Below are 24,637 nucleotides of genomic sequence, written 5' to 3'. Positions count from 1 at the left end.
GTGCCCTCCCCGGCCTGGGGCGCGGGGAGGTCTGCGGGAATGTCAGTTCCTGGCCTGGCTCAGCTTGCTGTAAAGGTCGGCCGGGAACGGCTTGCCGTTGGAGTCGAACTGGTTCTTGCGGAACTGGTAGACCTCGGCTTCGGAGAGGTAGCCGTCGTGGTTGGCATCGATGGCATCGAACTCGGCGTTGGCCTTGGGCGCCACGGCCAGCAATTCGGCGCGGGAGACGCGGCCGTCGTGGTCGGCATCGGTACGGGCGAACGAGGCGTCACCACACTTGCCCTCACCGCACTTGCCCTCGGCGCCAGTAGCCTTGGCCTGGGCGCCGTCGGCACCGCATTTGCCTTCGCCGCACTTGCCTTCAGTCTGGCTGGCCTTGGTTTGCTTGGCGGCGCCGCACTTGCCCTCGCCACACTTGCCCTCCCCGGCCTTGGCGGCGGAGGCCAGCTGGTAGCCCTGCGGCAGGGCTTCGACGGCGAAGGCGGAGGACGCCATGTTCAGGCCGCCGGCCAGGGCAACGGCGATCAGGCCAAGCTGGGATTTCGAGAGTCGAGTCATGGTGCTTCTCCAGATGCAATGGCGCGCTGGGCGCCGGGTCATGCCGCAAGGGCGAATCCCTGGAACGATGCTCTGGAGGGTTTTCCCTGCCGTCGCGGTGTGTCGTTCGGGTAGGGCTATTTCGCCGCAACGATGTATCGCGGGCGTATCGGCGACTGGAGGCTTTTGTATGCGTGTGTCCGCTCAGCGAGCGGCAGATACAAAGCAATACAAGCGGCGGGCATCTGGAGCGGGGAGGTTCGCGAGCAAGCTCGCTACTGCAGGCAATCGGTCAGCCTGCAAGGCTCTTTGCAGGAGCGAGCCTGCTCGCGAACCAGCATGGCCACGTCGTAGAGGCGGCAGAAAAAGAAAGGGCCGCAGAGCGGCCCGATCCTACAAAGGCAGGAAGATCAGCCCGCGCGCTTGGCGGCGATGGCGGTGACTTCCACCTTCATGCCTTCGACCGCCAGCTCGGAAATGCCGACGGCGGCGCGCACCGGATAGGGCTTGGCGAAGAAGCTGCAATACACCTCGTTGAACGCGGCGCGGTCGGCCATGCTGGTGAGGTAGATGGTCAGGTGCAGGACGTAGTCCAGGCCGCTGCCGGCCTTTTCCAGGGCGAGTTGCAGGCTGCGCAGGGTGGCTTCGCTCTGGGCCTTGATGTCGCCCAGTTCCAGGCTGCCGTCCTCAAGGGTGGGGATCTGCGTGGAAACCAGCAGGCCGCCGAAGCCGGCGACGTCGGAGGAGATGGATTCGGGGTCCGCGTCGGGGATGAAGGTAGGCGTCATGGGACAAATCTCTGCTGTCGATGAATGGGGCACGTCGCCGCACCAGGTGTGGCGGCCGGGTCGCGCAGCTTAGCCGTATCGCCCCGCCACGCGCCATGTCACCGTGCCCGCAGCCCCCGGAAACAGTGACATGCCCAGTCCCGATAAAACTTGCGAAGCTGTTGTGTCAACTCGACAAAAGTTTTGATTATTACAATTCAGGATATAGACCTTCTCATAATCCGTGATTTAAACGGCGAACTCTTTCGGCATTATGACGTCGGCTCTTCCGCGTCTGGAGCAATTCGCGGGGGAATTAAAAGCCAGTTAACTGCAACAATGCCAACGCAACTTCCTGCGATTTTCCGCCGTGGTCCATCCATGTTCGGATTCATTGTGCCTGCCTATAAAAACGTCCGGCTCTCACGCTATTAATCGAACCGGTCCTCCAAGACTCTAGGGGCAATATCCATGAAGCACCTCAAACGCAGCGCCATCGTGCTCGCTGTTTCCGCCGCCGCCAGCCAGTTCGCCAGCGCCGAATCCTTCGTCACCGATCAGGCCGATGCCAAGGGCTTCGTCGAGGACGCCAAGTTCGACGTCCTGCTGCGCAACCAGTACTACGACCACGACGGCAAGAACGGTGGGGCCGACAACCGCGACTGGACTCAGGGCTTCCTGGCCAACTTCTCCTCCGGCTACACCCAGGGTACCGTCGGCTTCGGCGTGGATGCCTTCGGCTACCTGGGCATCAAGCTCGACGCCGGCCGCGGCCGCGCGGGCACCGGCAACCTGCCGGTAGGCAACGACGGCAAGCCGGACGACGACTACGGCAAGGCCGGCGGCGCGCTGAAGGTGCGCATCTCCAAGACCGAGCTGAAATTCGGTGACATGCAGCCGACCGCTCCGGTGTTCGCCGCCGGCGGCACCCGCCTGATCCCGCAGACCGCTTCGGGCTTCAACCTGCTGAGCAGCGAGATCGAAGGCCTGGACCTGGAAGCCGGCCACTTCACTTCCGGCACCAGCCCGGTCACCACGGCTCGCGATGGTGGCATCTACGCCACTTACGCCGACGTCGAGGCCAACAGCGCCGACTTCATCGGCGGCAAGTACGCCATTACCGACAACCTGAGCGTGTCGCTGTATGGCTCGGAACTCGAAGACGTCTGGCGCCAGTACTACGGCAACGCCAACTGGCTGCTGCCGGTAGCCGATGACCAGTCGCTGGGCTTCGACTTCAACATCTACCGCACCAACGACTATGGCCAGGCCAAGGCCGGTGAAATCAGCAACACCACCTGGTCGCTGGCTGCCGCTTACTCCTTCCTGCAGGCGCACACCGTCACCCTGGCCTACCAGAAGGTCCACGGTGATACTCCGTTCGACTATGTCGGCTTCGGCGACAACGGCGCAGGCGCTGGCGGCGACTCGATCTTCCTCGCCAACTCCGTGCAGTACTCCGACTTCAACGGTCCGGGCGAGCGCTCCTGGCAGGTCCGCTACGATCTGGCGATGGACACCTTCGGCGTGCCAGGCCTGAGCTTCATGGCCCGCTACATCAACGGCACCGGCATCGACGGCAGCCACATGGACTCCGACAGCCAGTATCTGGGCTACGGCTACGGCGACGATGGCAGCCACCACGAGACCGACCTGGAAGCCAAGTATGTGGTGCAATCCGGCCCGGCCAAGGACCTGTCCTTCCGCCTGCGCCAGGCCTTCCACCGCTCCAACGGCGACCAGGCCGAGGACGACAACAACGAGATGCGCCTGATCGTCGAATATCCGCTGTCGATCCTGTAATCGCCCCGGATATTTGCCACGATAATTGCGCGGGGCAACTTTCGGATTCGTCTGAATGTTCGCCCCGTGTTCGGGTGAGATTATTACGCCCGAACAGAAAGTCTCTTCCCGGAATGACGGTTTATCCCGCGGCTACAACTTTCTAGAATGACCCCATCTTCCTGCTTCCGCACTTTCCCTGCGGAAGACAACTCCTGACGTTGATATTGTGATTGCTCCTTCGACGTCCTTCGAGCCGCTCCTCTGGAGCGGCTTTTTTTATGCCCGTTAATATCGCTCGGCAAACCGCCTGAACAAAAAGTGATCGAATCCAACGGCGCGGCGGTCCAACTCTCCGACAGCGTGGTAATCCTCACGCGAACCCCGGAGGCACCTCACCATGAGCGCAATGACCCTCGAAGGCTGGTGCAAGACCACCGCCGAGCAGAAACCCACGCCGCTGGAAGACATCCGCTTCTACCTGACCGACCAGGACCGCCTGCACCTCGAACAGGCCGAGGTCTACCTGCAGGAGAACGGCCAGCGGGAAATGATGGTCGATGCCGACCTCGACACCCTCGATCTGCACATGCCCGAAGGCTATGGGCCACTGGCGGACTGCATGTTCCGCGTGTACCTGGGCGGGGTGGAACACCGTGGGCAATTCCACCTGGTGGGCCACCGGGCCAGTGATGGCAGCCTGATCTACACCAACGCCGTGCTGATCGACCAGTTGATCAACTGACACCGCCCCTCGCCCGCCGCAGGCCCGGCGGGCGAGCGCGTTCGTCGCTCTTGTCGCCAGCGGACATTGTGGCCGCTCAACTGCCGTGATTTCATAAAGCCACCTGCGTCCGCGTGCCGCATGTCCGGCACGCGACTCAATCCAGAACCACGCCCATCCTCCGTTGAAGAAGCTGCTATCGGATGCGAACTTCCAGTAAACCTGGGGTAAAGGAGCACGGGCGATACGACGGTCTGCTACGTCTCGCCCGCCACGCGGGTGGCGATTGCGCCGTCCTGCTCATCGACATGCACGGCCAGTTGCTCGGCCACCTCGGCATCGAGAGCGCCGTTGCCCTCTCCCTGACCACCCTACTTTCCCTCGATGCCGTCGCTACTCCCCTGCACCAGCACGGCCGCGAGCTGCACCTGCTCTCCAGCGAAACACTGCGCGACGAGGAAGGCTTTCCACGGGCCCGACTGCTGCTGCTTGGCAATGGCGACAGAGCGCTCAGCCAGGACCAGCAAGCCCTGCTGGCGGACGTGCTGGAACTGGGCGAAGCCCTGCTCGGACGTGCCGGCGCGCCGCAGCGGGAAAGCGAGCGGCGCATGGCCCTGGCGATTGACGGCAGCGGCACCGGGATCTGGGACCGCCACGTAACCACCGGCCAGATACATTACTCCAGCGCCTGGAAATCACTGCTGGGCTACGCCGACGACGAAATCGGCAGTTGCATAGAGGATGCCTATACCCGCATCCACCCGGACGACCTCGACTATGTACAAAGCGCCATGCGCGACCACTTCGAGGGCCGTACCGAATCCTATGAAGTGGAACACCGGCTGCAGCACAAGGACGGCCACTACCTCTGGGTCTGCAGCCGCGGCAAGGTGGTGGAGCGCGATGCCGCCGGCAATGCCCTGCGCATGCTCGGCACCACCACCGACATCACCGCCCTGCGCGAGGTCGCCGAACAACTGCGCGAAAGCGTGCAATTGCTCACCGACCTGACCAACGAAATCCCCGGCATGGTCTTCCAGTTCCGTCGTTTGCCTGACGGCACCGGCACCTTCCCCTACGTCAGCGCCGGCGTGCTGGACATCTATGGTGTATTGCCCGAAGAGGTTCGCAGTGACTCCAGCTTCCTGCGCCAGGTGATCCACCCGGAAGACCTGGACGCCTGCCTGGCATCCCTGGAGACCTCCGCCCTCCAGATGCAGCCCTGGCGCCACGAGTACCGCGTGATGATTCCCGAACGCGGAGTGTTCTGGCGGCAAGGCAATGCACACCCCAAGCGGATAGAGGATGGCAGCCTGATCTGGCACGGCTTCATCACCGACATCACCGAACGCAAGCGCATCGAAGCCGAGCTGCAACTGCTGGCGACGACCGACTACCTCACCCAGTTGCCCAACCGTGGCCACTTCATGCACCTGATCGAGGCCGAACTGGGCCGCGTGCAGCGAAGCGTGGAACGCAGCGCGGCGATCCTGATGTGCGACATCGACCACTTCAAGGCGATCAACGACCGTTGGGGCCATGCCGTGGGTGATGAAGCGCTGCGCCACTTCGCCGGCATCCTGGCCCGGGCCATCCGTCGCGTCGACTTCGCCGGCCGCATGGGCGGGGAAGAATTCGCCGTGGTGCTGGGCGACGCCGACCTCGGCAGTGCCGAGGTGTTCGCCCAGCGCCTGCAGCAGCAACTCGCCGACCAGCCGCTGATGCACGCAGGCCAGCGCATACCGCTGACCATCAGCATCGGCGTCGCCGTCCTGGAATCCGGCGACAGTTCCGCCGAGGTCGCCCTCTCCCGCAGTGACAGCGCCTTGTACCGGGCCAAGCAAAACGGCCGTAACCGCGTCGAATGCCACTGACGGCAAACCCGCGAGGCAGAGCGCGCCGCCCGGCGCGCCTGTGGATGATCCCGCACAGCGCCATGAAAAAATGTGCAGAATTTTTCACCATTAGCGCCGAACGTTTTAAATAATGGACTTTTCAGCACGCACAGCTATTTGAAAATATCCTTCAAATACAATCACTTAAAATAATTGTCAGACAAGATATCGGCCATTATTTTTGACGCCCTCCGTCGAATTCGTTTGACATATTTAACGGCTCTGGCAGGCTGGTAGGCAGGTTTCGACCGGGAAACTTCGCCTTCTGTGCGCTCCCGGCAGTGCTCGAGGCCTCAGGTAGCGCGCCTTTCCGCTGCGCGCCTGCACAAAAACGATGGGCTGCAGCCCGTCCAAAGGTGACATATGTCCAACAGCAACATTGGCAACAAGAAACAGACCCTCCGAAAACCCGTCGTCCTGATGTCCATGGGCAGCCAAGAGCGCAAAGGCCACGACTATCAGGTAATGACCCACAAATACATCGTGCCCCTGGTCGAACAGTCCGATTGCGTGCCGGTACTGGTACCGACCTGCTGCGGCATCGAAGACCTCGAGCAATACCTGGACATGGCTGACGGCGTGTACCTGACCGGTGCCGGCAGCAACATCGATCCGACCCTGTATGGCCAGGAGAACGAGACTCCCGGCAAGGGCCAGGACAAGGACCGCGACAACTTCGACATCCCCCTGATCAAGGCCGCCATCGCGCGTGGCCTGCCGATCTTCGGCATCTGCCGCGGCATGCAGGAAATCAACGTGGCCCTGGGCGGCGACATCTACCAGAAGGTCTACGCAGAACCCGGCTTCAATGACCATCGCGAGAATCCCGAAGATCCGGTCGACGTGCAGTACAGCCCGGCCCACGGCGTTCGCCCGAAAGCGGGCAGCTGGTTGCAGCAGCTGCTGGGTGACGAGATCCGCGTCAACTCGCTGCATGGCCAGGGCCTGAAGAACCTCGGCAAGGGCATCGAAGCCATCGCCCACGCCGAAGACGGCCTGGTCGAGGCGATCCATGCGCCGACCCTTTCCTCCTTCCTCTTCGCGGTGCAGTGGCACCCGGAATGGCAGGCGGCGAAGAACCCCGACTCGGTGAAGATCTTCCAGGCTTTCGGCGATGCTTGCCGTCAGCAGGTGAAGAAGAAGCAGGCGCGCCAGCTGGCTGCCTGATTCGCTTTCCGCGTCATGAAAAAGCCCGGCCTTGTGCCGGGCTTTTTCTTTGGCAATCCCAACTGCGGCATACCCGCTCATCGATGGGTATCGCGTCGCTCCACACCATCCTGCGTCCGGTTCCACCGGCCATGATGGAGCGAGGTCGCAGGATGGGTGGAGCCTGGGCGATACCCATGCGGAAAACGTCATTAGCCGCGCGAATGGCGCACCCTGCACGCCCTTGAGGGCGCATCGGGCTAACCTTGGCGGTCAGCGATTACGCTTGACCGACCAAGGAACTGCCATGAGCAACGATCTTTTCTCCCTCGCCGGCAAGACCGTGCTGGTCACCGGCGCCTCCAGCGGTATCGGCGCCCATCTGGCCCGCGTGGCTGCGCAGGCTGGCGCCCGCGTAGTGCTCGCGGCGCGGCGCACCGAGCGGTTGGCGCAGCTTGCACAAGCCATTCAAGCCGAGGGCGGCGAGGCACACGCCGTGGTACTGGACGTGACCGATCGTGCCAGTGTCGAGGCAGCGTTCGACAGCGCCGAGGCGCAGTTCGGCGTGGTCGACGTGGTGCTGAACAATGCCGGCATCGGCAACGGCCAGCGCGCTCTGGAAGTCAGCGAGGAAGACTGGCGCGCCATGCTCTCCACCAACCTCGACGGCGTCTGGCGCGTCGCCCAGTGCGCAGCGCAACGCCTGGCCAAGGCCGGGCGCGGCGGCAGCATCGTCAACATCGCCTCGATCCTCGGCCTGCGCGTGGGCGGCGGCTACAGCCACTACTGTGCGGCCAAGGCCGGCGTGGTGCAGCTGAGCAAATCCCTGGCGCTGGAACTGGCGCGCTTCAACGTGCGGGTCAACGCCATCGCACCAGGTTACTTCAAGACCGAGATGAACGACGCCTACTTCGACAGCGACAAGGGCCAGGCGTATATCCGCGACACCGTCCCGATGCGCCGCCTCGGCCAGCTCAAGGAACTGGAAGGCCCCTTCCTGCTGCTGGCCAGCGAGGCCGGCGCCTTCATGACCGGTGCCGTGCTGGCGGTGGACGGCGGGCACCTGGTGAGCAGCCTCTAGCTACTCGCCCAACTCGAGAATCCGCTGTTCGAGGAAGCGCCGTTCCGGCTCCAGCCTGGCCAGCGTCAGTGCGCGCTGATAGGCCTCGCGCGCCTCGGCGCGCCGCTCGAGCCGGCGACAGAAGTCAGCGCGGGCGGCGTAGGCCAGGTGGTAATCCTGCAAATCGCCACGGGCGAGGATCGCATCCACCTGCGCCAGCCCGGCTGCCGGCCCGTCACGCATGGAAAGCGCCACAGCGCGGTTGAGCTCGATCACCGGCGAGGGTTGCATCGCCAACAGGATGTCATAGAGGCCGACGATTTCCGCCCAGTCGGTACTGGCCATGTCCGGCGCGGCGGCATGTACCGCCGAGATCGCCGCCTGCAAGGTGTAAGGGCCGGCGCGCCGGGTCGCCAACGCCGAGCTGATGAGCTGCTGGCCCTCGGCAATCAGCGCACGGTTCCACCCCGTGCGGTCCTGGTTTTCCAGGAGCACCAGCTCACCCTCATCGCCCGTGCGCGTTTCGCGTCGCGATTCATGCAGCAGCATCAGCGCCAGCAAGCCCATCACTTCGGCTTCGGGTAGCAGTTCGAGCAGTTGCCGGCCAAGACGTATGGCTTCAGCCGACAAGTCGGTACGGGTCAACGAGTCGCCGGCGGAGGCCGAGTAACCCTCGTTGAACACCAGGTAAATGACCCGAAGCACGCTGGCAAGACGCTCGGGCAGCTCCGCCGCTTCCGGAACCTGATAAGGAATCTGCGCATCGCGAATCTTCGCCTTGGCGCGCACGATGCGCTGGGCGATGGTCGAAGGCGTCGCGAGGTACGCGCGGGCGATCTCTTCGGTCTTCAGGTCGCAGACCTCGCGCAGGGTCAACGGCACCTGGGCGTCTGCCGGCAAGGCCGGGTGGCAGCAGGTGAAGATCAGGCGCAGACGATCATCCTGAACGCTCTCGTCCGCCAGCTCCTCCACCGATTGAGCGTCGACTTCCAACTGCTCGGCGATCTGCACCAGGGAGGCATCGAAACGCGAGCGCCGACGCAAGCCGTCGATGGCCTTGAAACGCCCAGCGGAGACCAGCCAGGCGCGCGGGTTGGCCGGCACGCCGTCGCGCCGCCACTGGTCCACGGCGGCGACGAAGGCTTCATGCAGGGCTTCCTCGGCCAGGTCGAAATCCCCCAGCAGACGGATCAGCGTCGCTAGCACGCGGCGGGATTCGCGGCGGTAGATATCGTCGACGACATCGCGCAAGGCCTGAGGGGCGTATTCATGCATGGGAAGCGTCGGTCCGTGGGCAGCAAAGGTACGCCTATCCTGCACGGATTTTCGGCCAATCAGGAACAGTTCGGACAGAGAGCTCGTTGCATGGCGTTGGGTCGGACATTGTGCGTTTCACCTTCCCAGGTTCCATTCACCACACCGCGAGGAGAACGCGACGTAGCGTGGCGAATGGCGAGTTTCAGAAACGTCTTAACGCGTGTACCGACAGACGGCGGCTCTAATAACCGAAAGCTCCAGTTCGAGAGCTTTTCAAGATCCAGCGAGTAACGTGCCTTGGCCATCTTTGGAAAACTAGCAGACTTCTCTGTCAGGGAAATCCTCTCCGTCATCGGTGGGCGGTCCGGCAATCTCTTGATCGAAAACGACGGGGGCCATCGCCTGCGCGTGCACCTGTCCGGTGGACGCATCACCCATGTCAGCTTTGAGCGCACGCTCGAGTCTTCCCACGAAATCTCACTGCTGCTCAAGCGCCTGGGCGAAGCACAGGGCTCCTTCCACTTCGACAACCATCCGGACGATTCCGCCCCCTGCGGTTCGCTGTCACTTAACTGGGAAGAACTGCTGCTGCCCGCGGAAAGCGAGCGGCCGACCGACGAGCTGCCGCATCCGCAGACCCGCTTCATGCTGATCAAGGGGCGAAACGTGAAACTGCCCCACGCCCTCAACGAGTTCCTCGTGCGCAGCAGTCACTTGCTGGAGCGCGGCACCAGCGCCGAGCATCTGAGCGGCAAGCTGGGCATGCCGCTGGAAACCGTGCAGCTGCACCTCAAGCAGTTGCGCGAGGTGAAGAAGATCTGGCCCGTCCGCGCTTACTCGGAACACCAGCATGCCCCTCAAACCCAAGAAAAAAACTCCCTCGCCAAACGCCTGCTGGGACGCTTTCTGAAATGAAATCGATCGTGAAAATCCTGGTTTCGGGCCCGGTTGGCGCCGGGAAAACCACCCTGATCCGCACCCTCTCGACCATCCCTGTGGTCAATACCGACGAGCTCAGCAGCGAGCAGATCGGCAAGAGCCAGACGACCGTGGCCCTGGACTTCGGCCAGATGGACCTGGGCGACATCAGCCTGCACCTGTTCGGCACGCCCGGCCAAAGCCGCTTCGACTTCATGTGGGAAGTCCTCAGCGAAGGCGCATTCGGCATGCTCCTGCTGGTCGCCTGCAACCGCCCGGGAGACTTCCCCAACGCCCGGCGCATTCTCGAATTCGTCACCAGCCGCCACCCCATTCCCTTCCTCATTGCCCTGACACACGGCGATGTCGCCACCGACGCATGGATGCCGGAAGACATCGCCGCCTACTTCGGCATACCCGCCGGGCAGGTCGTCTCGATCAATCCCGAAGTCCGGGAGAGTGCCGAACTTGCCCTCATTCAGCTGGTACGCCAGCTGTGCATCTAACGACAGAAAACGCTTCTCGGGAGGAGGTTTCACCATGAGTAAACAATCGGAGTTACTGGCGGCGCTCGATCGCCTGAACAAAGCGATTCCCTCGATCAAGGGCAGCCTGCTGAGCACGCTGGATGGCATTTCCATCGTTCAGGTCATCAATGATCAGGCAGTCGACCCCGCTCGCGTCGCCGCCATGTCCGCCACCGCCATCGGCGTCGGCAAGCGCATCAGCGAATCGCTGAAAGTCGGCAGCACCCGGGAGATCAGCCTGCAGGCCAGCGAAGGCCGAGTGTTCATCTACCTGGTGGGCAACAAGGCCTGCCTGTCGCTGGTCACGCTGCCCGACAGCAATACCGGCCTCATTCAGCTCGAAGTGTCCGACACCATCGAGCAGCTGAACGCAATTCTTTAAAAAGAGCAGACCATGAGCGAAGACCGCAAGAGCTGGGAGACCAAGAACGAGTTCATCGTCAAGGAGCTTCTGCAACTGATCGATATCTCACCGGAAGAGTGCGCCGTGCTGGCCAGCCTGCAGCCGCAGGCGAAAGCAGCTGCCGAGCAGTTGGTGGTGGATTTCTATGACCGCCTGCTCAAGCACGAGGCGACCCGCGAGTTCATCACCGACAGCAAACGACTGGGCACGACGCTGGCGGCCTGGTTCACCGAACTGTTCGGCGGCCAGTACGACGACGCCTACGCACTCAAGCGCCTGAACATCGGCATGGTCCATGTCCGGATCGGCCTGCCGGTGCGCTACCCGCTGGCGATGCTCGACGTCATCGCGCTGCATGGCGAAAAGGTTGCCGCCAGCAAGGGGCCGGGGGCCATCGCCGCCTTCCGCAAGATCCTTGCACTGGACGTGGCCACCTTCAACCAGTCCTACGAAAGCAACCAGCTCAGCCACCTGGCGGAACTGACCGGCAGCGAGCGCCTGGCCCGCCGCCTGCTCGCCGGCATGTAACGAGCCGAGCCGGCCAGCATCGCCGGCGAGGCGGTCGAAGCGATGGATCGCTTCACCCGCAGGAAGAGGAGACCGGGCCAGCACCGCCTCAACCGGCTTGCTCCAAGCCCTCCCCGGGAAGGAGAGGGCTACGGAGAAGGCGCGTTTTTGCAGGAACGCGCCGGCTCCTGCCGATACCGGTTCGGCCAACCTCAAGGCTTGGCATCGAACAACAGTTTCCCCGTCGCTGGGTCGAACGGAATGGAGAAGTGCTCGTGGGCGATCTTCCACTGCCCCGCCTCGCGCCGCAGGCCCACCGTCACCCGCGCCCAGGAGGCGTTGTGCTGGCCCTTGTCGTCGGTGCCGCCACAGTAGGCGAGGTAATGCCCGAAGGCCGTCTCGCTACCCCTCTCGAAGCTCAGCTGGTGAATCTCGAAGGTGGTTTCCTTGCACATCTGCGTGCAGTCGCGCCAGTGGCTGGCATAGGCCTCGACGCCCTGGAATTGCAGTTGCTTCACCGCATCGAAGGCGAGGATGTCTCGGGTGTAGTGGCGGGTGATGCCTTCCACGTCGCAGGCGCGCACGGCCTGCAGCCAGCTCTCCAGCAGCGCGTGAAGCTCGGCGTGGCCAGCGTTCATTTCAGCGGCAGTCATGGGATCTCTCCTGCTCAGGCTTCAGGAACCGCAGCAGTTGGGCGACTGCGGGGCTTCGTCGTATTCGTCATGGAAGCGCGTCCAGTTCATGCCCTTGCCCTGGTAGTCGGGCATGCCGCCCCAGCCTTCGCCACGCCCCAGCGGGGTGAGGTCGAGCAGGTGGTAGGTGAGCAGCGGCGCTTCCAGCCCGCGACCGTAGGTCGAGTAGCTGTGGAAAACCTGGTCGCCGTCGCGCAGGAACACGCTCATGCCTGGCTGCTCGCCGCGCACATGGTAATCCTGGCCCAGGCTCTCCAGCTCCGCCTTGTCGCGATAGTTGTATTCGACCGGCGCGACGGACTCGTCGACGCTGACGTGGAAGTCATAGTTGAAGTCGCTGCCAAAGGACGAATACCAGGGGAACTGCCAACCCATGCGGGCACGGAATGGCGCTATCTCTTCCAGCGGTGCGCGGGACACCATGGCGAAGGTGGTGCCACGGGCGTGCAGGTGCTCCAGGCGGCCAAGATTGTCGATCAGGTAGGAGCAGCCCTCGCAGCCCAGTCCCGTGTCGCGATGGAACATGAAGTGATAGACGATCAGCTGCGGCCTGCCCTCGAACAGGTCGAGCAGGCGCAGCGGGCCGTGTGCGCCTTCGAAGCGGTAGTCCCTGTCGATACGCACCACCGGCAGCTCGCGGCGCTGAGCGTTGAGCGCGTCGCGGGCCTGAGTGGCGGCCTTTTCCTGTTCCAGCAGGCGAACCCGCGCCTGGCGCCAGGCAGCCTGGGAAACAACGCGGGGAAAATCTTGATTGGCCAGTTTCATGTTGCACGCTCCTGGGGACGCTCCTGAGAAAGCCCCCGTTGCTCGTTGGGCCGGGCGCGGCGCTTGCCGCGCAGACGGGTGACGGCGAAGGCACTGACGCCGCCGGCGGAAAGGACACTGGTCACGGCCAGCGTCAGGGTCGATACGCACAGAGGGCACATGGCTCGCCTCCTTCAGGTTGCCGCTTGCATCAGCCCTTCTCGGCCAGCACCTTGAGGTTGGCCAGGCCCGCCTCGAAGTCCTTGCCGACCATGCGGTCCACATCGATGAACAGGTGCATGATCTTCGCCACGAAGGGCACCGGGCCGAACATCGCCCAGGTCACCTCGGTGCCGCCCTCGCGCGCTACCAGGGTGAACTCGGCGGTGTTGCTGGCCTTGAATGGTTTGAGGAAATCCAGGGCGATGGTGGTGCGGCGGCCAGGGTCGTTCTCGACGATCTCCATCCGCCCTGAGCCGGCCTTGCCGTTGCCGTCCCAGGCATAGACCGCGCCGCGGCCTTTCTCGGCGCCGGAAAGGGTGCGCTGCATACCCGGATCGAGTGCTTCGTAGGGCGACCATTGCCGCCACCGGTGGAAGTCCTCGATATAACCCTGGACCTTTTCCGGCGGCGCCTGGATGCGCAGGCTGCGCTCCACGCGGAAGGTGTCCGGGCGATTCGCCGCCAGCACCAGGACCGCCGACACGGCCAGTACCACCACCAACGCCATCCACTTGAGCATTCCATTCTCCCGCTGTTGCTTTCATAGGAAACGCCGGGCCTCAGCGCCCGGCGAAGTGACGGTCCCAGTCGCGCACCGGGCGGATTTCCACGGCGCCGAGGCGGCCGCTGGGAATCCTCTGCGCGACCTGCAACGCCTCGTTGAGGTCGCGGGCATCGATCAGCACGAAGCCACCGAGGTACTCGCGGGTCTCGGCGAACGGTCCGTCGGTGATCGACAGCCCCTGATCCCCGTGGCGCAACGTGGTCGCGCGCGCCACCGTCTCCAGCGCCTCGGAGGCGAGCACCCGGCCGGCACGACGCTGGTATTCGTCATTGGCGAAACACTCGTCCATCAACCGCCGGTATTCGGGGCCGGACAGGCTGGAGAGGCGCTGGTCGTCCACGTAGATCAGGCAGAGGTACTTCATGGTCGTCTCCCCACGCAGTGCGCTGGCTGTTACCCCATAGTCGAAGCGCGCAGGCGGGAATCGACAAGCGGGAAAAAGTTTTTTCGTGCGACAGGTGACCATGCTCCGCTGAACCGCACCCAAGCGCTCTGCCTCGGGCTTGAGCACCGCTCGTCAGGCAACGGACCCGCGCCTGCTTGCGCTTTCAGATTCGTCTCAGAGCGTTTCTGACACCGCACAGGGAAGATTGACGCGGGAAAAACCTGACCATGGAGCTCAAGAGAATGAAACTTCACGCAACCGCCCTGGCAATCGCAGCGACCCTCGCTGTGCCGGGACTTGCCTTCGCCGCCAACACCATCAACTTCAGTGGTGAAGTGACCGACCAGACCTGCTCGGCCGTCGTCGATGGCAACACCGATCCCACCGTCATCCTCGACAGCGTGCCGGTCAGCGCCCTGAACGGTGCCGTCGGCCAGACCACCGGCGAGACCAGCTTCACCCTGCAACTGACCGATTGCGCCGCCCCCAGCGGCGCCGACGAGCACTTCACCACCCTGTTCCAGGCCACCAACGCCACCGCCTCGGGCAACCTGACCAACACCGCTTCCAGCGGTGCGACCGGTGTAGCCCTGCAACTGCTCGACGGCCCGGCCGGCACTCCGGTGAACCTGGCGGGCGGCGCTGCCGTGGCGGCCGGTGACATCGTCCTGGCCGACGGTGAAACCAGCGCCAGCTACGACTATGCGGTGCAGTACATCTCCGAAGCGACCACTGTGACCCCTGGTCCGGTACTCGGCTCGGTGACCTACACCCTGCGCTACGAGTGATACCCCGCGGCACCGCCCCCCGGTGCCGCTTCCCCCCATTGCGCCGCGTCGTTCAGGGGTGACCGCCCGCGGAACGATCCGGCAAGACAGGTGAACCGGATGAACGCCCTCCCACTTCGCGCGGCGACGCTCGCCCTCGCCCTGCTGGCATCCTTCACCGCCACGCTCGCCCAGGCCAGCGTGGTGATCACCGGCACCCGTGTCATCTACCCCGGCGACGCTCGGGAAAAGACCGTGCAGATGACCAACAAGGATGGTTTCCCCAACGTCATCCAGGCCTGGATCGACGTCAACGATCCCGCCTCCACGCCGGACACTGCCAAGGCGCCATTCGTGGTGAACCCCTCGGTGTCGCGCCTGGCGCCCGGCAGCGGCCAGTCCCTGCGCATCCTCTACACCGGCTCCGGTCTGCCCCAGGACCGCGAATCGCTGTTCCACCTCAACGTGCTGCAGATTCCGCCGCGCAACGCCGCCAAGGCCGACCAGAACCAGATGCTGCTGATGCTGCGCAACCGCCTGAAACTGTTCTATCGCCCGGCGGGTATCGCCGGCAGCCCGGAGCAGTTGCCCGAGAAGCTGCGATTTTCGCTGGTGCAGAACGCTGGCAACTGGAGCGTGAAGGTCGAGAACCCCACCGGCTACCACGCCTCCTTCGGCGGCGCGACGCTCAGCGTCGGCGAGCGCCAATGGCAGCTGCAACCGAGCATGATCGCTCCCATGGGCCAGGCCCAATGGCAGGCGCAGAAGCCCTCGGCATTGCCCGCCGGCCCTGCGCGACTGTCCGCCCTGCTGATCAACGATTACGGCGCAAGAGTGGAACTTCGCCATGATCTGCCGCGTTGACCTCGGCCTTGGACCGCGGCTGCCCTTCGCCCTCGGATCACTCGCCATGGTGGCCGCTGGCCTGGCCCAGGGCGATGCGGACTACCGCTTCGACGACAACCTGCTGATGGGCTCGGGCCTCGCCGGCGGCAGCCTCGAGCGCTTCAACCGCGCCGACCAGGTGGACCCCGGCACCTATCACGTCGATCTCTACCTCAATGGCCAGTACGCCACCCGTGCCGAAGTGGAAATGCGCCAGCGCGGCGAGCGGACCGAGCCCTGCTTCAGCGAACGCTTCCTGCGCCAGAGCCTGGGTACGCGTCCCGACCCGAAGGCCGGCAAGGACGACCAGGGCATCTGCCTCTGGCTCACCGAGCGCCTGCCCGACTCGACCTGGAACCTCGACACCGCGCGCCTGCGCCTGGACCTCTCGGTGCCCCAGGCGCTGCTCGACATCAAGCCGCGCGGCTACGTCAGCCCGGACGAGTGGGACGCCGGCAGCACCATGGGCTTCGTCAACTACGACGCCAACCTCTACCGTTCGAGCTTCGAAGGCTCCAGCAGCGGCGGCGATTCGGACTACGGCTACCTCGGCCTGAACGGCGGTGTGAACCTCGGCCTGTGGCGCCTGCGCCACCAGTCCAACTACACCTACTCCAGCTACGCGGGGAATACCCGCAGCGACTGGAACAGCATTCGCACCTACGCTCAGCGCGCGCTCCCCGGCCTGCGCAGCGAACTGACCCTGGGCGACAGCTACACCGAGGGCAATCTGTTTGGCAGCCTGGGCTACCGCGGCGTACGCGTGGCCACCGACGACCGCATGCTGCCCGACTCACAGCGCCAGTACGCGCCCCAGGTGCGCGGCACCGCGAACAGCAATGCGCGGGTGGTCATCAGCCAGAACGGCCGGAAGATCCACGAAACCACCGTGGCGCCGGGCCCCTTCGTCATCGACGACCTCTACGGCACCGCCTACGACGGTGATCTGGACGTCCAGGTGATCGAGGCCGACGGCAGCGTCTCGCGCTTCTCCGTGCCCTTCTCCGCCGTGCCAGAATCCATGCGCCCCGGCCTCTCGCGCTACAGCGCCACGGTCGGGCAGGCGCGCCAGTATGGCGACGGCAACGACCTGTTCGGCGACCTGACCTACCAGCGCGGCCTGACCAACGCCCTCACCGCCAACCTCGGCGCGCGCGTCGCCGAGGACTACCTGGCGCTGCTCGGCGGCGGCGTGCTGGCGACGCCCTACGGCGCCTTCGGCATGAACACCACCTTCTCCAGCGCCACCGTGGAGAACAACCAGCGCAAGCAGGGCTGGCGCGTCGGCCTGAACTACAGCCGGACCTTCCAGCCGACCCAGACCACCCTGACCCTGGCCGGCTACCGCTACTCCACCGAAGGCTACCGCGACCTCGGCGATGCCCTCTCGGCACGCGATGCCAGCGACCATGGCGACACCTGGGACTCGAGCAGCTACAAGCAACGCAACCAGTTCACCCTGCTGGTCAACCAGGGCCTGGGGCAGTACGGCAACCTCTACCTGTCCGGCTCCACCGCCGACTACTACGACGGCAAGAGCCGCGACAGCCAGCTGCAGGTCGGCTACTCCAACACCTGGCGCCAGCTCAGCTACAACCTCGCCTACTCGCGCCAGCAGACCACCTGGTACCGCGACGTGAATGACGACTACGACCCGTCGCAGCCGCCGCAGTACAACCTGCAGCACGGCAGCAACCGCAACAACACCCTGACCCTGAGCGTATCGATGCCGCTGGGCTCCACCAGCCGTGCGCCGAACTTCAGCGCCATGGCCTCGCGGCGCTCCGGCGACACCAGCGGCAGCACCTACCAGACCGGCCTCAACGGCACCCTGGGCGAAGACCGTACGCTGAGCTATTCGCTCTCCGCCGGGCGCGACAGCGAAGGCCAGGGCACCGACTTCAACGGCAGCCTGCAGCAGCAGACCTCAGTCGCCACGCTCAACGCCGGCTATGCCGAAAGCGCCAGCTACCGCCAGGTCAACGGCGGTATGCGCGGCGCGGCGGTGCTGCACAGCGGCGGCCTGACCCTGGGCCCTTACGTTGGCGATACCTTCGCCCTGGTGGAAGCCAAGGGCGCCAGCGGTGCCGGTGTGCGCGGCGGCCAGGGCGCACGGGTCGACAGCAATGGCTACGCCGTGGTGCCGTCGCTTTCGCCCTACCGCTACAACCCCATCGGCCTCGACCCGCAAGGTATCGACGAGAACGCCGAGCTGGTGGAGACCGAACGCAAGATCGCGCCCTACGCCGGCGCTGCCGTGCGCGTCGAGTTCAAGACCCTCACCGGCCACCCGCTGCTGATCCAGGCCAAGCTGCCCGATGGCCAGCCGCTGCCGCTGGGCGCCGATGTGCTCGACGGCAACGGCGTGAACATCGGCATGGTCGGCCAGGGCGGGCAGGTCTATGCCCGCGCCGAAGGTGAGCAAGGCCGCCTGCGCGTGCAATGGGGCGAGCGGGCCGAAGACAGCTGCCTGCTCCCGTATGACCTGAAAGGCGCCGACCTCGACCAGGTGCTGGTGCGCCTGCAGGCAACCTGCCTACCGGAGGCTTCATGAACCCCATCCTGCGCAGCCTGCCGCTGCTCGCCCTGCTGCTTGCGCCAACGGCCTGGGCCACCTGCTACAAGGTCACCAGCGTGGGCACAGCCACTACCACGCTGACCTACCAGATCCGCCCAGGCGAAGGCGTCGCCGGTGCCTGGCCGGGCGACGGCGCCTGCGATACCTGCAATGGCTCCCTCGGCCTGCCCAGCGTGATCAACGTCAGCGATGCCAGCTTCCAGCCCGACGGCACCCTGATCGCCAGCGCCGTGTCACCCATCACCCAGTACGGCAACTCCGCCGGCTACGACGCCGAGCGCGTGTTTTTCCGCTGCGCACCGGGAGACGCGGTCTACGAGATGTTCTCCACCAATGCCGACGACCTCTACAGCGGTTGGTACCAGGGCGGCGACAGCGTGGGCAACTCCATCGGCCTGCAATCCGCCTACCGCACCGCGTGGCCCAATGTGCTGCTGCGCCTGACCCACGTGGAAACCGGCCAGTACTTCACCGATGTCTGGCGCGAGCGTCAGCTCAGCGGGCTGGACATCGACTCGCGCGGTTTCCAGCTGGTCAAGGCGAAGAACCTCAGTGCAGTGCGCGCCGAACTCTTCAGGGCGCCGCTGGAGACCACCCAGGGTTATTCGCCGAATACGAAATCGCAGCTGTATGGCCGCACCCAGCCCGCCGGCTACATCGCCATCAAGGGGCCGGGTCTGAACTACCCCAACGTCGGCCAGACCCACTACGCCAACTACAGCGGCTGGCATTACAACTGGCCGGGGGCCATCGGCCTGTACGGTGACGTGACACTCAAGCGCTACCCGACCTGCGCCGTCACCAATGTCACGCCGCACGTGGTGTTTCCATCGATCTCCATCGGCGAGATCAACGCCGGAGCCAACCGCGAAATGCCCTTCCAGGTCGACTTCAAATGCCAGAGCGGCGTGCTCAGCAGCACCACCCCCAGCACCAGCCAATCGGGCACCAGTGGCACCGCGCTGGGCATCAAGGTCTCCGCCGGCGCGCTGGCCGCCTCCTCCGGGCTCGGGTTGGTCAATGCCAGCGGCGGACTGTCCTATCTGGTTTCCGACCGCTACGGCGAACCGGGCATGGCCCAGGGCGTCGGCATCCGCCTGCTGCGCAACGGCAGCGCGATGAACCTGCTGGCCAGCGAGGATTCCGCCAACGGCAGCAACGCCGAAGCGCGTGGCTGGTACCCGGTAATCGGCAACGCCTCGAACAAGACCGGCGAAGTGGGCGGCATCTCCCAGTACAGCGAAACGTTCCGCGCCCGCCTGGAAAAGCTCAGCCTCGGCAGCAAGCCCACCGTCACCCCTGGCCGCGTGGAGGCCACCGCGCAGGTGGTGATCCGTGTCCAGTAGCTGGCTGCGCGCCGCCCTGCTCGGCCTGGCGATAGTGGCAGGGACCAGTGCCCATGCCGGCGTCACCGCCGAACGCACGCGGGTCATCTTCGAGCAAGGCAAGCGCGAGACCTCGCTGGCACTGGTGAACCAGAACAGCTACCCGGTCATCGTGCAGACCTGGATCGACGACGGCGACCTCGACAGTGCACCGCAGACCGCCCAGGCGCCGATCATGCCGCTGCCGCCGGTGTTCCGCCTGAACCCCGGCCAGCAGCGCAGCCTGCGCCTGCTCCATACCGGGGAAAAACTGCCCACTGACCGCGAATCGCTGTACTGGCTCAACCTCTACGAGATTCCACCGCAATCCAACGAGCCCCTGGCCGAAGGGCAGTCGCGCCTCACCGTCACGCTGCGCACCCAGATGAAGGTCATCTCCCGGCCGCACTCGCTGGCGAAAGACGCTGAAGAGGCTCCGCGCCAGCTGGTTTTCCGGCGGGCCGGCAATTCCGTGCAGGTGGAAAATCCCACCGCCTACTTCATCACCCTCGCCGGCGCCGAAGTGCGCCAGGGCAACACAGGTTCACTGCTGCCGGCCGAACTGCTCCCGCCATTTTCGCAGCGCATGTTGACGCCCGCGCAGGGCTTGCCGGCGAACGCTGGAGAGGTGCGTTACCTGTGGATCGACGATGGCGGGAACAGCCAGCAGGGCGAGGCCGAGCTGCGCTGAGAGAGAGGCACCCGTCCGTGCCAGCTGACGCCATCGTTTGTTTCTGCACCGAACAGTCCCCTCTCCCGCTTGCGGGAGAGGGTTAGGGTGAGGGGCTCTTGATCTGGCAGGTGCGGAGCCTCAGGAAGAGGACAGTTGGCCTACCATGGACTTCAGCATCGGGGCAGTTCGCGAGCAAGCTCGCTCCTACAGGCGCATCCTGGGCCCGGCTTACTGGAACAGATTGGCCATCACGCAGAACGTCAGCAGTGCCTGGTCGGTGTCCACGTCCAGCTTGCGCATGGCGGAGATCTTCTGCGCGCTCACGGTTTTCACGCTGCGGTTGAGGAGCAGGGCGATATCGCGCACGCTCATCCCCGATACGAAATGGCGCAGCACCTCGTACTCCTTCACCGACAGGCTGGCGATGCGTCCCTCCACGTCGTCCCCGCTGGCCATCACGCTGTTCGAGGACTGCATGCCCGGCCCACGATAGATGCGGTCCTGGGTTAACGCCTTGAGCGCCACCAGGATCTCGTTGAGGTCACCGTTCTTCAGGATCACCCCCGAGACCCCCAGGTCGTAGAGGCTGGAAAGGATCAGCGGGTTGGACAGCATGGTGAGAATCAGGATGCGCGTGTCGGGGAAGTTGCGCAGCAGGTACTCGATCAGCTTGATCCCGTCGCCATAGGTCTGGTCGCCCGGCATGTTGTAGTCGGTGATGACGATGGCCGGGCGCTGCTCGCGGTACAGGGCCACCAGCTCGCTGGAGTTGTGCGCCTCGCCGATCACCTCGAAGCGATCGTCCCTCTCGATCACCTCGCGAACGCCCATCAGGACGATGGGATGGTCGTCCGCTAGTGCCACTCTGACTTTTTCCATGAGTTTCTTGAGTCCCAACGTTTGCGATCGTCGGTCGGCCACAGGGCACGACCACTATTCCAGAGTAGCCCCGGTTTCCGGACAGGCTCTCAGAGGCTGGCCAGGGCCGCCTCGATTCGTCCCAACAGTATGGTCACCGCCGCGGACAGTTCCGGCCCGGCGGGCTGCGCAATCAGCGCCTCCTCCACCGCACCGCAGGCATCACTGAGACCATGGGCCTGGACCACAGCCAGCGCGCCGCGCAGGCGGTGCACCTGCTGACGGACGGTGGCCAGGTCACCGGCCTGCAAGGCATCGGTTACGCCCTGCATATCCTGGCGCATGGTACGCAGGAACAGGTCGTGCATCTTTGCCGAGACCTGAATGCGGTCCTGTGCCGGCGCCACGGGCGTCTCTTGGCTTTCCGGCGGTTCGACCGCAGCATGGCCGCAAACCTTGAGCAGCCCGTCATGCAGCGTACGCAGGCTCATCGGCTTGACCAGCCAGGCATTCATGCCCACCGCCATGCAGCGCTCGCCCTCCTCGCGCAGGGCGTTGGCAGTGACGCCGATGATCGGCAGCCAGCTATCTTGCCGGCGCAGTTCCCCCACCAGTTCATAGCCATTCATCACCGGCATGTTCACATCGGTCAGCAGCGCATCAAAGGCGCCCGGCGCCCAGCGCTGCAAGGCCTCGCGGCCGTTGCTGGTGAGCGTGACGCGGCACCCCAGCTCTTCCAGCTGTTCCTTGAGCAGCGCCTGGTTGATCGGGTTGTCCTCGGCCACCAGTACCCGCAGGCCCAGCTTGCCCAGCCGGGCAACGCGCGGCGTCTGTCGGACCTCGCCGTCCCCTCCCTGTTGCGCCAGGCGCAAGGCCTGGGCAATGCCGGCGAGGTGATAGAGACTGACCTCCCAGCCCTGCGCCGAGGCCTGTGGCTGCGCACCGGCCTCGGTCAGTGCGCAGACCCGCGCCCCGTTCCATAGTGGCTCATCTTCGGCACTCAGCAGGTCCAGCAGCACCGCGCCGGGCGGAACGGCCGGCGGCAGTTCGTCCTGAACCAGCGCCGAGCCTCCCCAGCACTCGATCCACGCCGCCAGACTCTGTGCCAGCTCCTTCACCGGTGCCCGCACGTAGATCGGTTGCGGCAACAGGGATGAGCCATCGACCAGCGGTTGCACGCGCTCCAGAGTCGGCAGTGCGAGGGTGAAGGTGAAGCTGCTGCCCAGCCCGGTTTCGCTCACCACACGCAGTTGGCCGCCCATCAACTGGCTGAGCCGCGCGCAGATCGACAGCCCCAGGCCGGTGCCGCTGACAGTGTGCTCATGGCCATGGGCCTGGTAGAAGGGCTCGAACAGACGCTGCTGCTGGGCGTCGGACATGCCGATGCCGGTATCCGTCACCTGCCACTGCAGGCTTGTTTCGCCAGCCTCACCGATGACGGTACGCAAGCGCAGCACCACACGGCCGATGTCGGTGAACTTCAGCGCATTGCTCAGCAGGTTGGCGAGAATCTGCCGGATGCGCACCGCATCGCCGCGCACCAGCCCCGGGACGTTCGCATCGATGCAGGCGTAGAGCTGCAACTGCTTGCCCTCGGCCACTCCAGCGTACCCGGCGACCACTTCCTCGGCCAGCTCCAGCGGGTTGAACTCCACTGCCTCCAGCGCCATCTGTCCGGCCTCGATCTTGGACACGTCGAGGATGTCGCTGATCAACTGCAAGAGGGTCGAGGACGAGCGCTGGATGGTGGCAAGGTAGTCGCGCTGCTGGTGAGTCAACTCGGTCAGCCCGAGCAGTTCCAGCGTGCCCAGCACGCCGTACAGCGGCGTGCGGATTTCATGGCTCATGGTGGCGAGGAACACCGATTTCGCCTCGCTGGCGGCATCCGCCGAGAGCTTGGCATCGGCCAGCATCTGCTGTGCCTGCTTGTGCGCGCTGATGTCGTTGAACGCGCAGAGCACCACGTTCTCGCCGCGATAGCGGGTCGGTGCGAAACTGGCATGCAATGCGCGCCCTTCCACCTCGAAGACCACTTCGCCGCTCATCTCGCCGCTGCGATCATCCAGGTCCCACTCCCGGCTGACGCGGGTAATGGCCTCGGCATCGCCCAGCCAGAGCTTGGCCAGCCGGTTCTGCATCACCACCTCGTGGCTGCCGTGGCGCAGCACGCACAGCGCCACCGGCGCGGTCTGGATCACCGCGCGGCTGAAAGCGTCGCTCTCGACGATTTCCAGGTGCGCGCGGCGCGCCGGCCTGATCACCCGTCGCGAATACCAGCGGATGGCAAACCAGCCGCCGGCCAGGCTGCCGAGAACCAGCAGCAGGCCGCCAAGGAACTGCCACTTGGCGTAGCGGAAGAAACTGGCGTAGCTCAGGCGATAGAGTGCGGTCCAGCCGCCGTCTGCACCGCTGTGCACCTTGAACACCATGCCCCCGGCACTCAGGTTCAAGCCCTCGTCGTAATCCCCCGCCGAGCCCACAGAGTCGATCAATACCCGCCCATTGGGCGAAATCAGCTCCAGTTGGTCGAACACCGGGCGGTCGAGAATCTGCTCGAAGTCGTTGATCCGCTCCAGGTCGAGCAGGGACACCGCCACCACCTGGCGATCCAGGTCCGAATCCCACCAGAGCTTGTCCGGCAGATCGACGCTGACGAACCCGAGCAGCTCACGCCCTGGCCCGCCGGTGTAGGACTCCGCCTGGGCCCAGTGCACTTGCGTGTCGCCGCGCTCCGGCTGGCGGATTTCCAGGCGATGGCGTACCTGGTCGACCACCGTCAGGTAGCTGCGCCGGGTCAGCGGGCGCTGGCCGCGGAAGTTGCCGATGGACGGCACCGCCAGGCTGGTCGGTCCGCGCAGATCGATCACCAGCACCTGCGGAGACGGGAATACCGACGTGCTCCAGTAGCTGCTGTAGAAGTTCGCCAGCATCACACCGAAGGAGAACGGTCCCGGCTTTTCCTGCGGGCCGATGTGGCGCACCTGCTGCGCCAGGGTGAAGGGCATGGCGAAAGAGAATTCGCGTCCCTCATGGATTTCCATGCCCTTCTCTCGGACCAGCATGCGGCGCTGCAGAGGGATGACGTTCAGGTCTTCGCGCTGGGTCGACTCATCGCTCTGCTGGGCGATGCGCGCCAGGAAAGCCTCGTGTTCATGGATATCACCCACCAGGCGGGTGAAATGGAAGTGCACCTTGTCACGCTCTTCCTGCACGACCCGGCCAAGCGCCCAGTAACAGGCGCCCACCAGCATCAGGGCGAGGGAAACGGCACAAAGCAGCACGACATTCAGGCGCAGCGAGGAGCTGGCCAGTTTACGAATCGAGCCGTGGTCATGTTCCTTCATGCAAAGCGTCCGGTATCGCGGAAAGTGGCGGCGGAGG

24 protein-coding genes are annotated in these 24,637 nt (G+C 64.8%); 14 read left to right on the top strand and 10 right to left on the bottom strand.

Annotated features, from left to right (window positions below; all coding sequences use genetic code 11):
- Nucleotides 1-42 precede the first annotated feature (42 nt).
- Both A9513_RS28225 and A9513_RS28220 read right to left on the bottom strand, forming a co-directional pair.
- The gene (locus A9513_RS28225; RefSeq protein ID WP_024767556.1) at nt 43-558 is read right to left on the bottom strand and encodes a hypothetical protein; all 516 of its coding nucleotides are present in this window, start codon (nt 556-558) and stop codon (nt 43-45) included.
- A 389-nt stretch (nt 559-947) separates the two neighbouring features.
- The gene (locus tag A9513_RS28220; protein WP_065086159.1) at nt 948-1,325 is read right to left on the bottom strand and encodes a RidA family protein; all 378 of its coding nucleotides are present in this window, start codon (nt 1,323-1,325) and stop codon (nt 948-950) included.
- Nucleotides 1,326-1,775: 450 nt separating this feature from the next.
- On the opposite strand from A9513_RS28220, the gene A9513_RS28215 reads away from it, so the two are divergent.
- The 5 genes from A9513_RS28215 to A9513_RS28195 all read left to right on the top strand — a co-directional run bounded on the left by A9513_RS28215 (nt 1,776) and on the right by A9513_RS28195 (nt 7,932).
- A complete protein-coding gene (locus A9513_RS28215; protein WP_065086158.1) occupies nt 1,776-3,107 on the top strand; it encodes an OprD family porin in 1,332 nt (443 codons plus the stop codon).
- Between the two features lie 379 nt (nt 3,108-3,486).
- Entirely contained in the window at nt 3,487-3,831 is a 345-nt protein-coding gene (locus A9513_RS28210) for a hypothetical protein (protein WP_037008260.1), read from the top strand.
- Between the two features lie 182 nt (nt 3,832-4,013).
- A complete protein-coding gene (locus tag A9513_RS28205) occupies nt 4,014-5,684 on the top strand; it encodes a sensor domain-containing diguanylate cyclase (protein ID WP_065086157.1) in 1,671 nt (556 codons plus the stop codon).
- 384 nt (nt 5,685-6,068) lie between these two features.
- Nucleotides 6,069-6,872 carry a gamma-glutamyl-gamma-aminobutyrate hydrolase family protein gene (locus A9513_RS28200; RefSeq protein WP_024767552.1) on the top strand — a complete coding sequence of 268 codons (804 nt, stop codon included), beginning with the start codon at nt 6,069-6,071 and terminating at the stop codon, nt 6,870-6,872.
- Between the two features lie 286 nt (nt 6,873-7,158).
- Complete coding sequence (locus tag A9513_RS28195) at nt 7,159-7,932, top strand: SDR family NAD(P)-dependent oxidoreductase (RefSeq protein WP_037011110.1); 774 nt, start codon at nt 7,159-7,161, stop codon at nt 7,930-7,932.
- On the opposite strand, the gene A9513_RS28190 is transcribed toward A9513_RS28195, so the two are convergent.
- A complete protein-coding gene (locus tag A9513_RS28190; protein ID WP_065086156.1) occupies nt 7,933-9,186 on the bottom strand; it encodes an RNA polymerase sigma factor in 1,254 nt (417 codons plus the stop codon).
- A gap of 279 nt (nt 9,187-9,465) precedes the next feature.
- Between A9513_RS28190 and A9513_RS28185 the strand changes: the two genes are divergently transcribed.
- The 4 genes from A9513_RS28185 to A9513_RS28170 are packed head-to-tail and all read left to right on the top strand — an operon-like array spanning nt 9,466 to nt 11,544.
- Complete coding sequence (locus A9513_RS28185; RefSeq protein ID WP_083196244.1) at nt 9,466-10,083, top strand: DUF4388 domain-containing protein; 618 nt, start codon at nt 9,466-9,468, stop codon at nt 10,081-10,083.
- A gap of 8 nt (nt 10,084-10,091) precedes the next feature.
- The gene (locus A9513_RS28180; protein ID WP_024767549.1) at nt 10,092-10,592 is read left to right on the top strand and encodes an ATP/GTP-binding protein; all 501 of its coding nucleotides are present in this window, start codon (nt 10,092-10,094) and stop codon (nt 10,590-10,592) included.
- Nucleotides 10,593-10,626: 34 nt separating this feature from the next.
- Entirely contained in the window at nt 10,627-10,995 is a 369-nt protein-coding gene (locus A9513_RS28175; protein WP_024767548.1) for a roadblock/LC7 domain-containing protein, read from the top strand.
- A 12-nt stretch (nt 10,996-11,007) separates the two neighbouring features.
- Entirely contained in the window at nt 11,008-11,544 is a 537-nt protein-coding gene (locus tag A9513_RS28170; RefSeq protein WP_024767547.1) for a protoglobin domain-containing protein, read from the top strand.
- A gap of 191 nt (nt 11,545-11,735) precedes the next feature.
- Here the strand turns inward: A9513_RS28170 and A9513_RS28165 are convergent, their stop codons facing one another.
- From A9513_RS28165 to A9513_RS28150, 5 genes are read right to left on the bottom strand one after another with little or no spacing between them, the layout of a single operon-like run.
- Complete coding sequence (locus tag A9513_RS28165) at nt 11,736-12,176, bottom strand: nuclear transport factor 2 family protein (protein WP_231387545.1); 441 nt, start codon at nt 12,174-12,176, stop codon at nt 11,736-11,738.
- Nucleotides 12,177-12,197: 21 nt separating this feature from the next.
- Nucleotides 12,198-12,980, bottom strand: a complete 783-nt coding sequence (locus tag A9513_RS28160; RefSeq protein ID WP_065086154.1) for a DUF899 domain-containing protein — start codon at nt 12,978-12,980, stop codon at nt 12,198-12,200.
- Nucleotides 12,977-13,141 (bottom strand): hypothetical protein, encoded by a 165-nt coding sequence (locus tag A9513_RS36240; protein WP_169888104.1) that lies wholly within the window; start codon nt 13,139-13,141, stop codon nt 12,977-12,979. Before A9513_RS36240 ends, A9513_RS28160 begins: the two co-directional genes overlap by 4 nt.
- 29 nt (nt 13,142-13,170) lie before the next feature.
- Nucleotides 13,171-13,701: an SRPBCC family protein gene (locus A9513_RS28155; RefSeq protein ID WP_024767544.1), complete on the bottom strand. Its 531-nt coding sequence runs from the start codon at nt 13,699-13,701 to the stop codon at nt 13,171-13,173.
- Between the two features lie 40 nt (nt 13,702-13,741).
- Entirely contained in the window at nt 13,742-14,110 is a 369-nt protein-coding gene (locus A9513_RS28150; protein ID WP_037011118.1) for a YciI family protein, read from the bottom strand.
- A 263-nt stretch (nt 14,111-14,373) separates the two neighbouring features.
- On the opposite strand from A9513_RS28150, the gene A9513_RS28145 reads away from it, so the two are divergent.
- From A9513_RS28145 to A9513_RS28125, 5 genes are all read left to right on the top strand, one after another.
- Entirely contained in the window at nt 14,374-14,919 is a 546-nt protein-coding gene (locus A9513_RS28145) for a fimbrial protein (RefSeq protein ID WP_065086153.1), read from the top strand.
- Between the two features lie 99 nt (nt 14,920-15,018).
- Nucleotides 15,019-15,762, top strand: a complete 744-nt coding sequence (locus tag A9513_RS28140) for a molecular chaperone (RefSeq protein ID WP_037008249.1) — start codon at nt 15,019-15,021, stop codon at nt 15,760-15,762.
- Nucleotides 15,746-18,337 (top strand): fimbria/pilus outer membrane usher protein, encoded by a 2,592-nt coding sequence (locus A9513_RS28135; protein ID WP_065086152.1) that lies wholly within the window; start codon nt 15,746-15,748, stop codon nt 18,335-18,337. The genes A9513_RS28140 and A9513_RS28135 overlap by 17 nt, the downstream gene beginning before the upstream one ends.
- A complete protein-coding gene (locus A9513_RS28130) occupies nt 18,334-19,707 on the top strand; it encodes a fimbrial protein (protein ID WP_024767539.1) in 1,374 nt (457 codons plus the stop codon). Before A9513_RS28135 ends, A9513_RS28130 begins: the two co-directional genes overlap by 4 nt.
- A complete protein-coding gene (locus tag A9513_RS28125; protein ID WP_083196243.1) occupies nt 19,697-20,416 on the top strand; it encodes a molecular chaperone in 720 nt (239 codons plus the stop codon). Before A9513_RS28130 ends, A9513_RS28125 begins: the two co-directional genes overlap by 11 nt.
- A 210-nt stretch (nt 20,417-20,626) precedes the next feature.
- Here the strand turns inward: A9513_RS28125 and A9513_RS28120 are convergent, their stop codons facing one another.
- Nucleotides 20,627-21,277 (bottom strand): response regulator, encoded by a 651-nt coding sequence (locus A9513_RS28120; protein WP_024767537.1) that lies wholly within the window; start codon nt 21,275-21,277, stop codon nt 20,627-20,629.
- Between the two features lie 89 nt (nt 21,278-21,366).
- Nucleotides 21,367-24,600 carry a hybrid sensor histidine kinase/response regulator gene (locus tag A9513_RS28115; protein WP_065086151.1) on the bottom strand — a complete coding sequence of 1,078 codons (3,234 nt, stop codon included), beginning with the start codon at nt 24,598-24,600 and terminating at the stop codon, nt 21,367-21,369.
- Nucleotides 24,601-24,637 lie beyond the last annotated feature (37 nt).

The sequence above is a fragment of the Pseudomonas sp. AU12215 genome (assembly GCF_001675465.2).
GTDB classification, from domain to species: domain Bacteria; phylum Pseudomonadota; class Gammaproteobacteria; order Pseudomonadales; family Pseudomonadaceae; genus Pseudomonas; species Pseudomonas nitroreducens.
Note: the sequence above shows the minus strand (reverse complement) of the source record. Positions and strands in the feature narration are given on the sequence as shown.

Coding starts and splice junctions, on each gene's coding strand:
- A9513_RS28145 (WP_065086153.1), top strand. CDS start 14,374: ATGAAACTTCACGCAACCGCCCTGGCAATCGCAGCGACCCTCGCTGTG.
- A9513_RS28215 (WP_065086158.1), top strand. CDS start 1,776: ATGAAGCACCTCAAACGCAGCGCCATCGTGCTCGCTGTTTCCGCCGCC.
- A9513_RS28135 (WP_065086152.1), top strand. CDS start 15,746: ATGATCTGCCGCGTTGACCTCGGCCTTGGACCGCGGCTGCCCTTCGCC.
- A9513_RS28175 (WP_024767548.1), top strand. CDS start 10,627: ATGAGTAAACAATCGGAGTTACTGGCGGCGCTCGATCGCCTGAACAAA.
- A9513_RS28115 (WP_065086151.1), bottom strand. CDS start 24,600: ATGAAGGAACATGACCACGGCTCGATTCGTAAACTGGCCAGCTCCTCG.
- A9513_RS28165 (WP_231387545.1), bottom strand. CDS start 12,176: ATGACTGCCGCTGAAATGAACGCTGGCCACGCCGAGCTTCACGCGCTG.
- A9513_RS28195 (WP_037011110.1), top strand. CDS start 7,159: ATGAGCAACGATCTTTTCTCCCTCGCCGGCAAGACCGTGCTGGTCACC.
- A9513_RS28155 (WP_024767544.1), bottom strand. CDS start 13,701: ATGCTCAAGTGGATGGCGTTGGTGGTGGTACTGGCCGTGTCGGCGGTC.
- A9513_RS28170 (WP_024767547.1), top strand. CDS start 11,008: ATGAGCGAAGACCGCAAGAGCTGGGAGACCAAGAACGAGTTCATCGTC.
- A9513_RS28205 (WP_065086157.1), top strand. CDS start 4,014: ATGCGAACTTCCAGTAAACCTGGGGTAAAGGAGCACGGGCGATACGAC.
- A9513_RS28210 (WP_037008260.1), top strand. CDS start 3,487: ATGAGCGCAATGACCCTCGAAGGCTGGTGCAAGACCACCGCCGAGCAG.
- A9513_RS28200 (WP_024767552.1), top strand. CDS start 6,069: ATGTCCAACAGCAACATTGGCAACAAGAAACAGACCCTCCGAAAACCC.
- A9513_RS36240 (WP_169888104.1), bottom strand. CDS start 13,141: ATGTGCCCTCTGTGCGTATCGACCCTGACGCTGGCCGTGACCAGTGTC.
- A9513_RS28120 (WP_024767537.1), bottom strand. CDS start 21,277: ATGGAAAAAGTCAGAGTGGCACTAGCGGACGACCATCCCATCGTCCTG.
- A9513_RS28140 (WP_037008249.1), top strand. CDS start 15,019: ATGAACGCCCTCCCACTTCGCGCGGCGACGCTCGCCCTCGCCCTGCTG.
- A9513_RS28220 (WP_065086159.1), bottom strand. CDS start 1,325: ATGACGCCTACCTTCATCCCCGACGCGGACCCCGAATCCATCTCCTCC.
- A9513_RS28160 (WP_065086154.1), bottom strand. CDS start 12,980: ATGAAACTGGCCAATCAAGATTTTCCCCGCGTTGTTTCCCAGGCTGCC.
- A9513_RS28190 (WP_065086156.1), bottom strand. CDS start 9,186: ATGCATGAATACGCCCCTCAGGCCTTGCGCGATGTCGTCGACGATATC.
- A9513_RS28150 (WP_037011118.1), bottom strand. CDS start 14,110: ATGAAGTACCTCTGCCTGATCTACGTGGACGACCAGCGCCTCTCCAGC.
- A9513_RS28225 (WP_024767556.1), bottom strand. CDS start 558: ATGACTCGACTCTCGAAATCCCAGCTTGGCCTGATCGCCGTTGCCCTG.
- A9513_RS28130 (WP_024767539.1), top strand. CDS start 18,334: ATGAACCCCATCCTGCGCAGCCTGCCGCTGCTCGCCCTGCTGCTTGCG.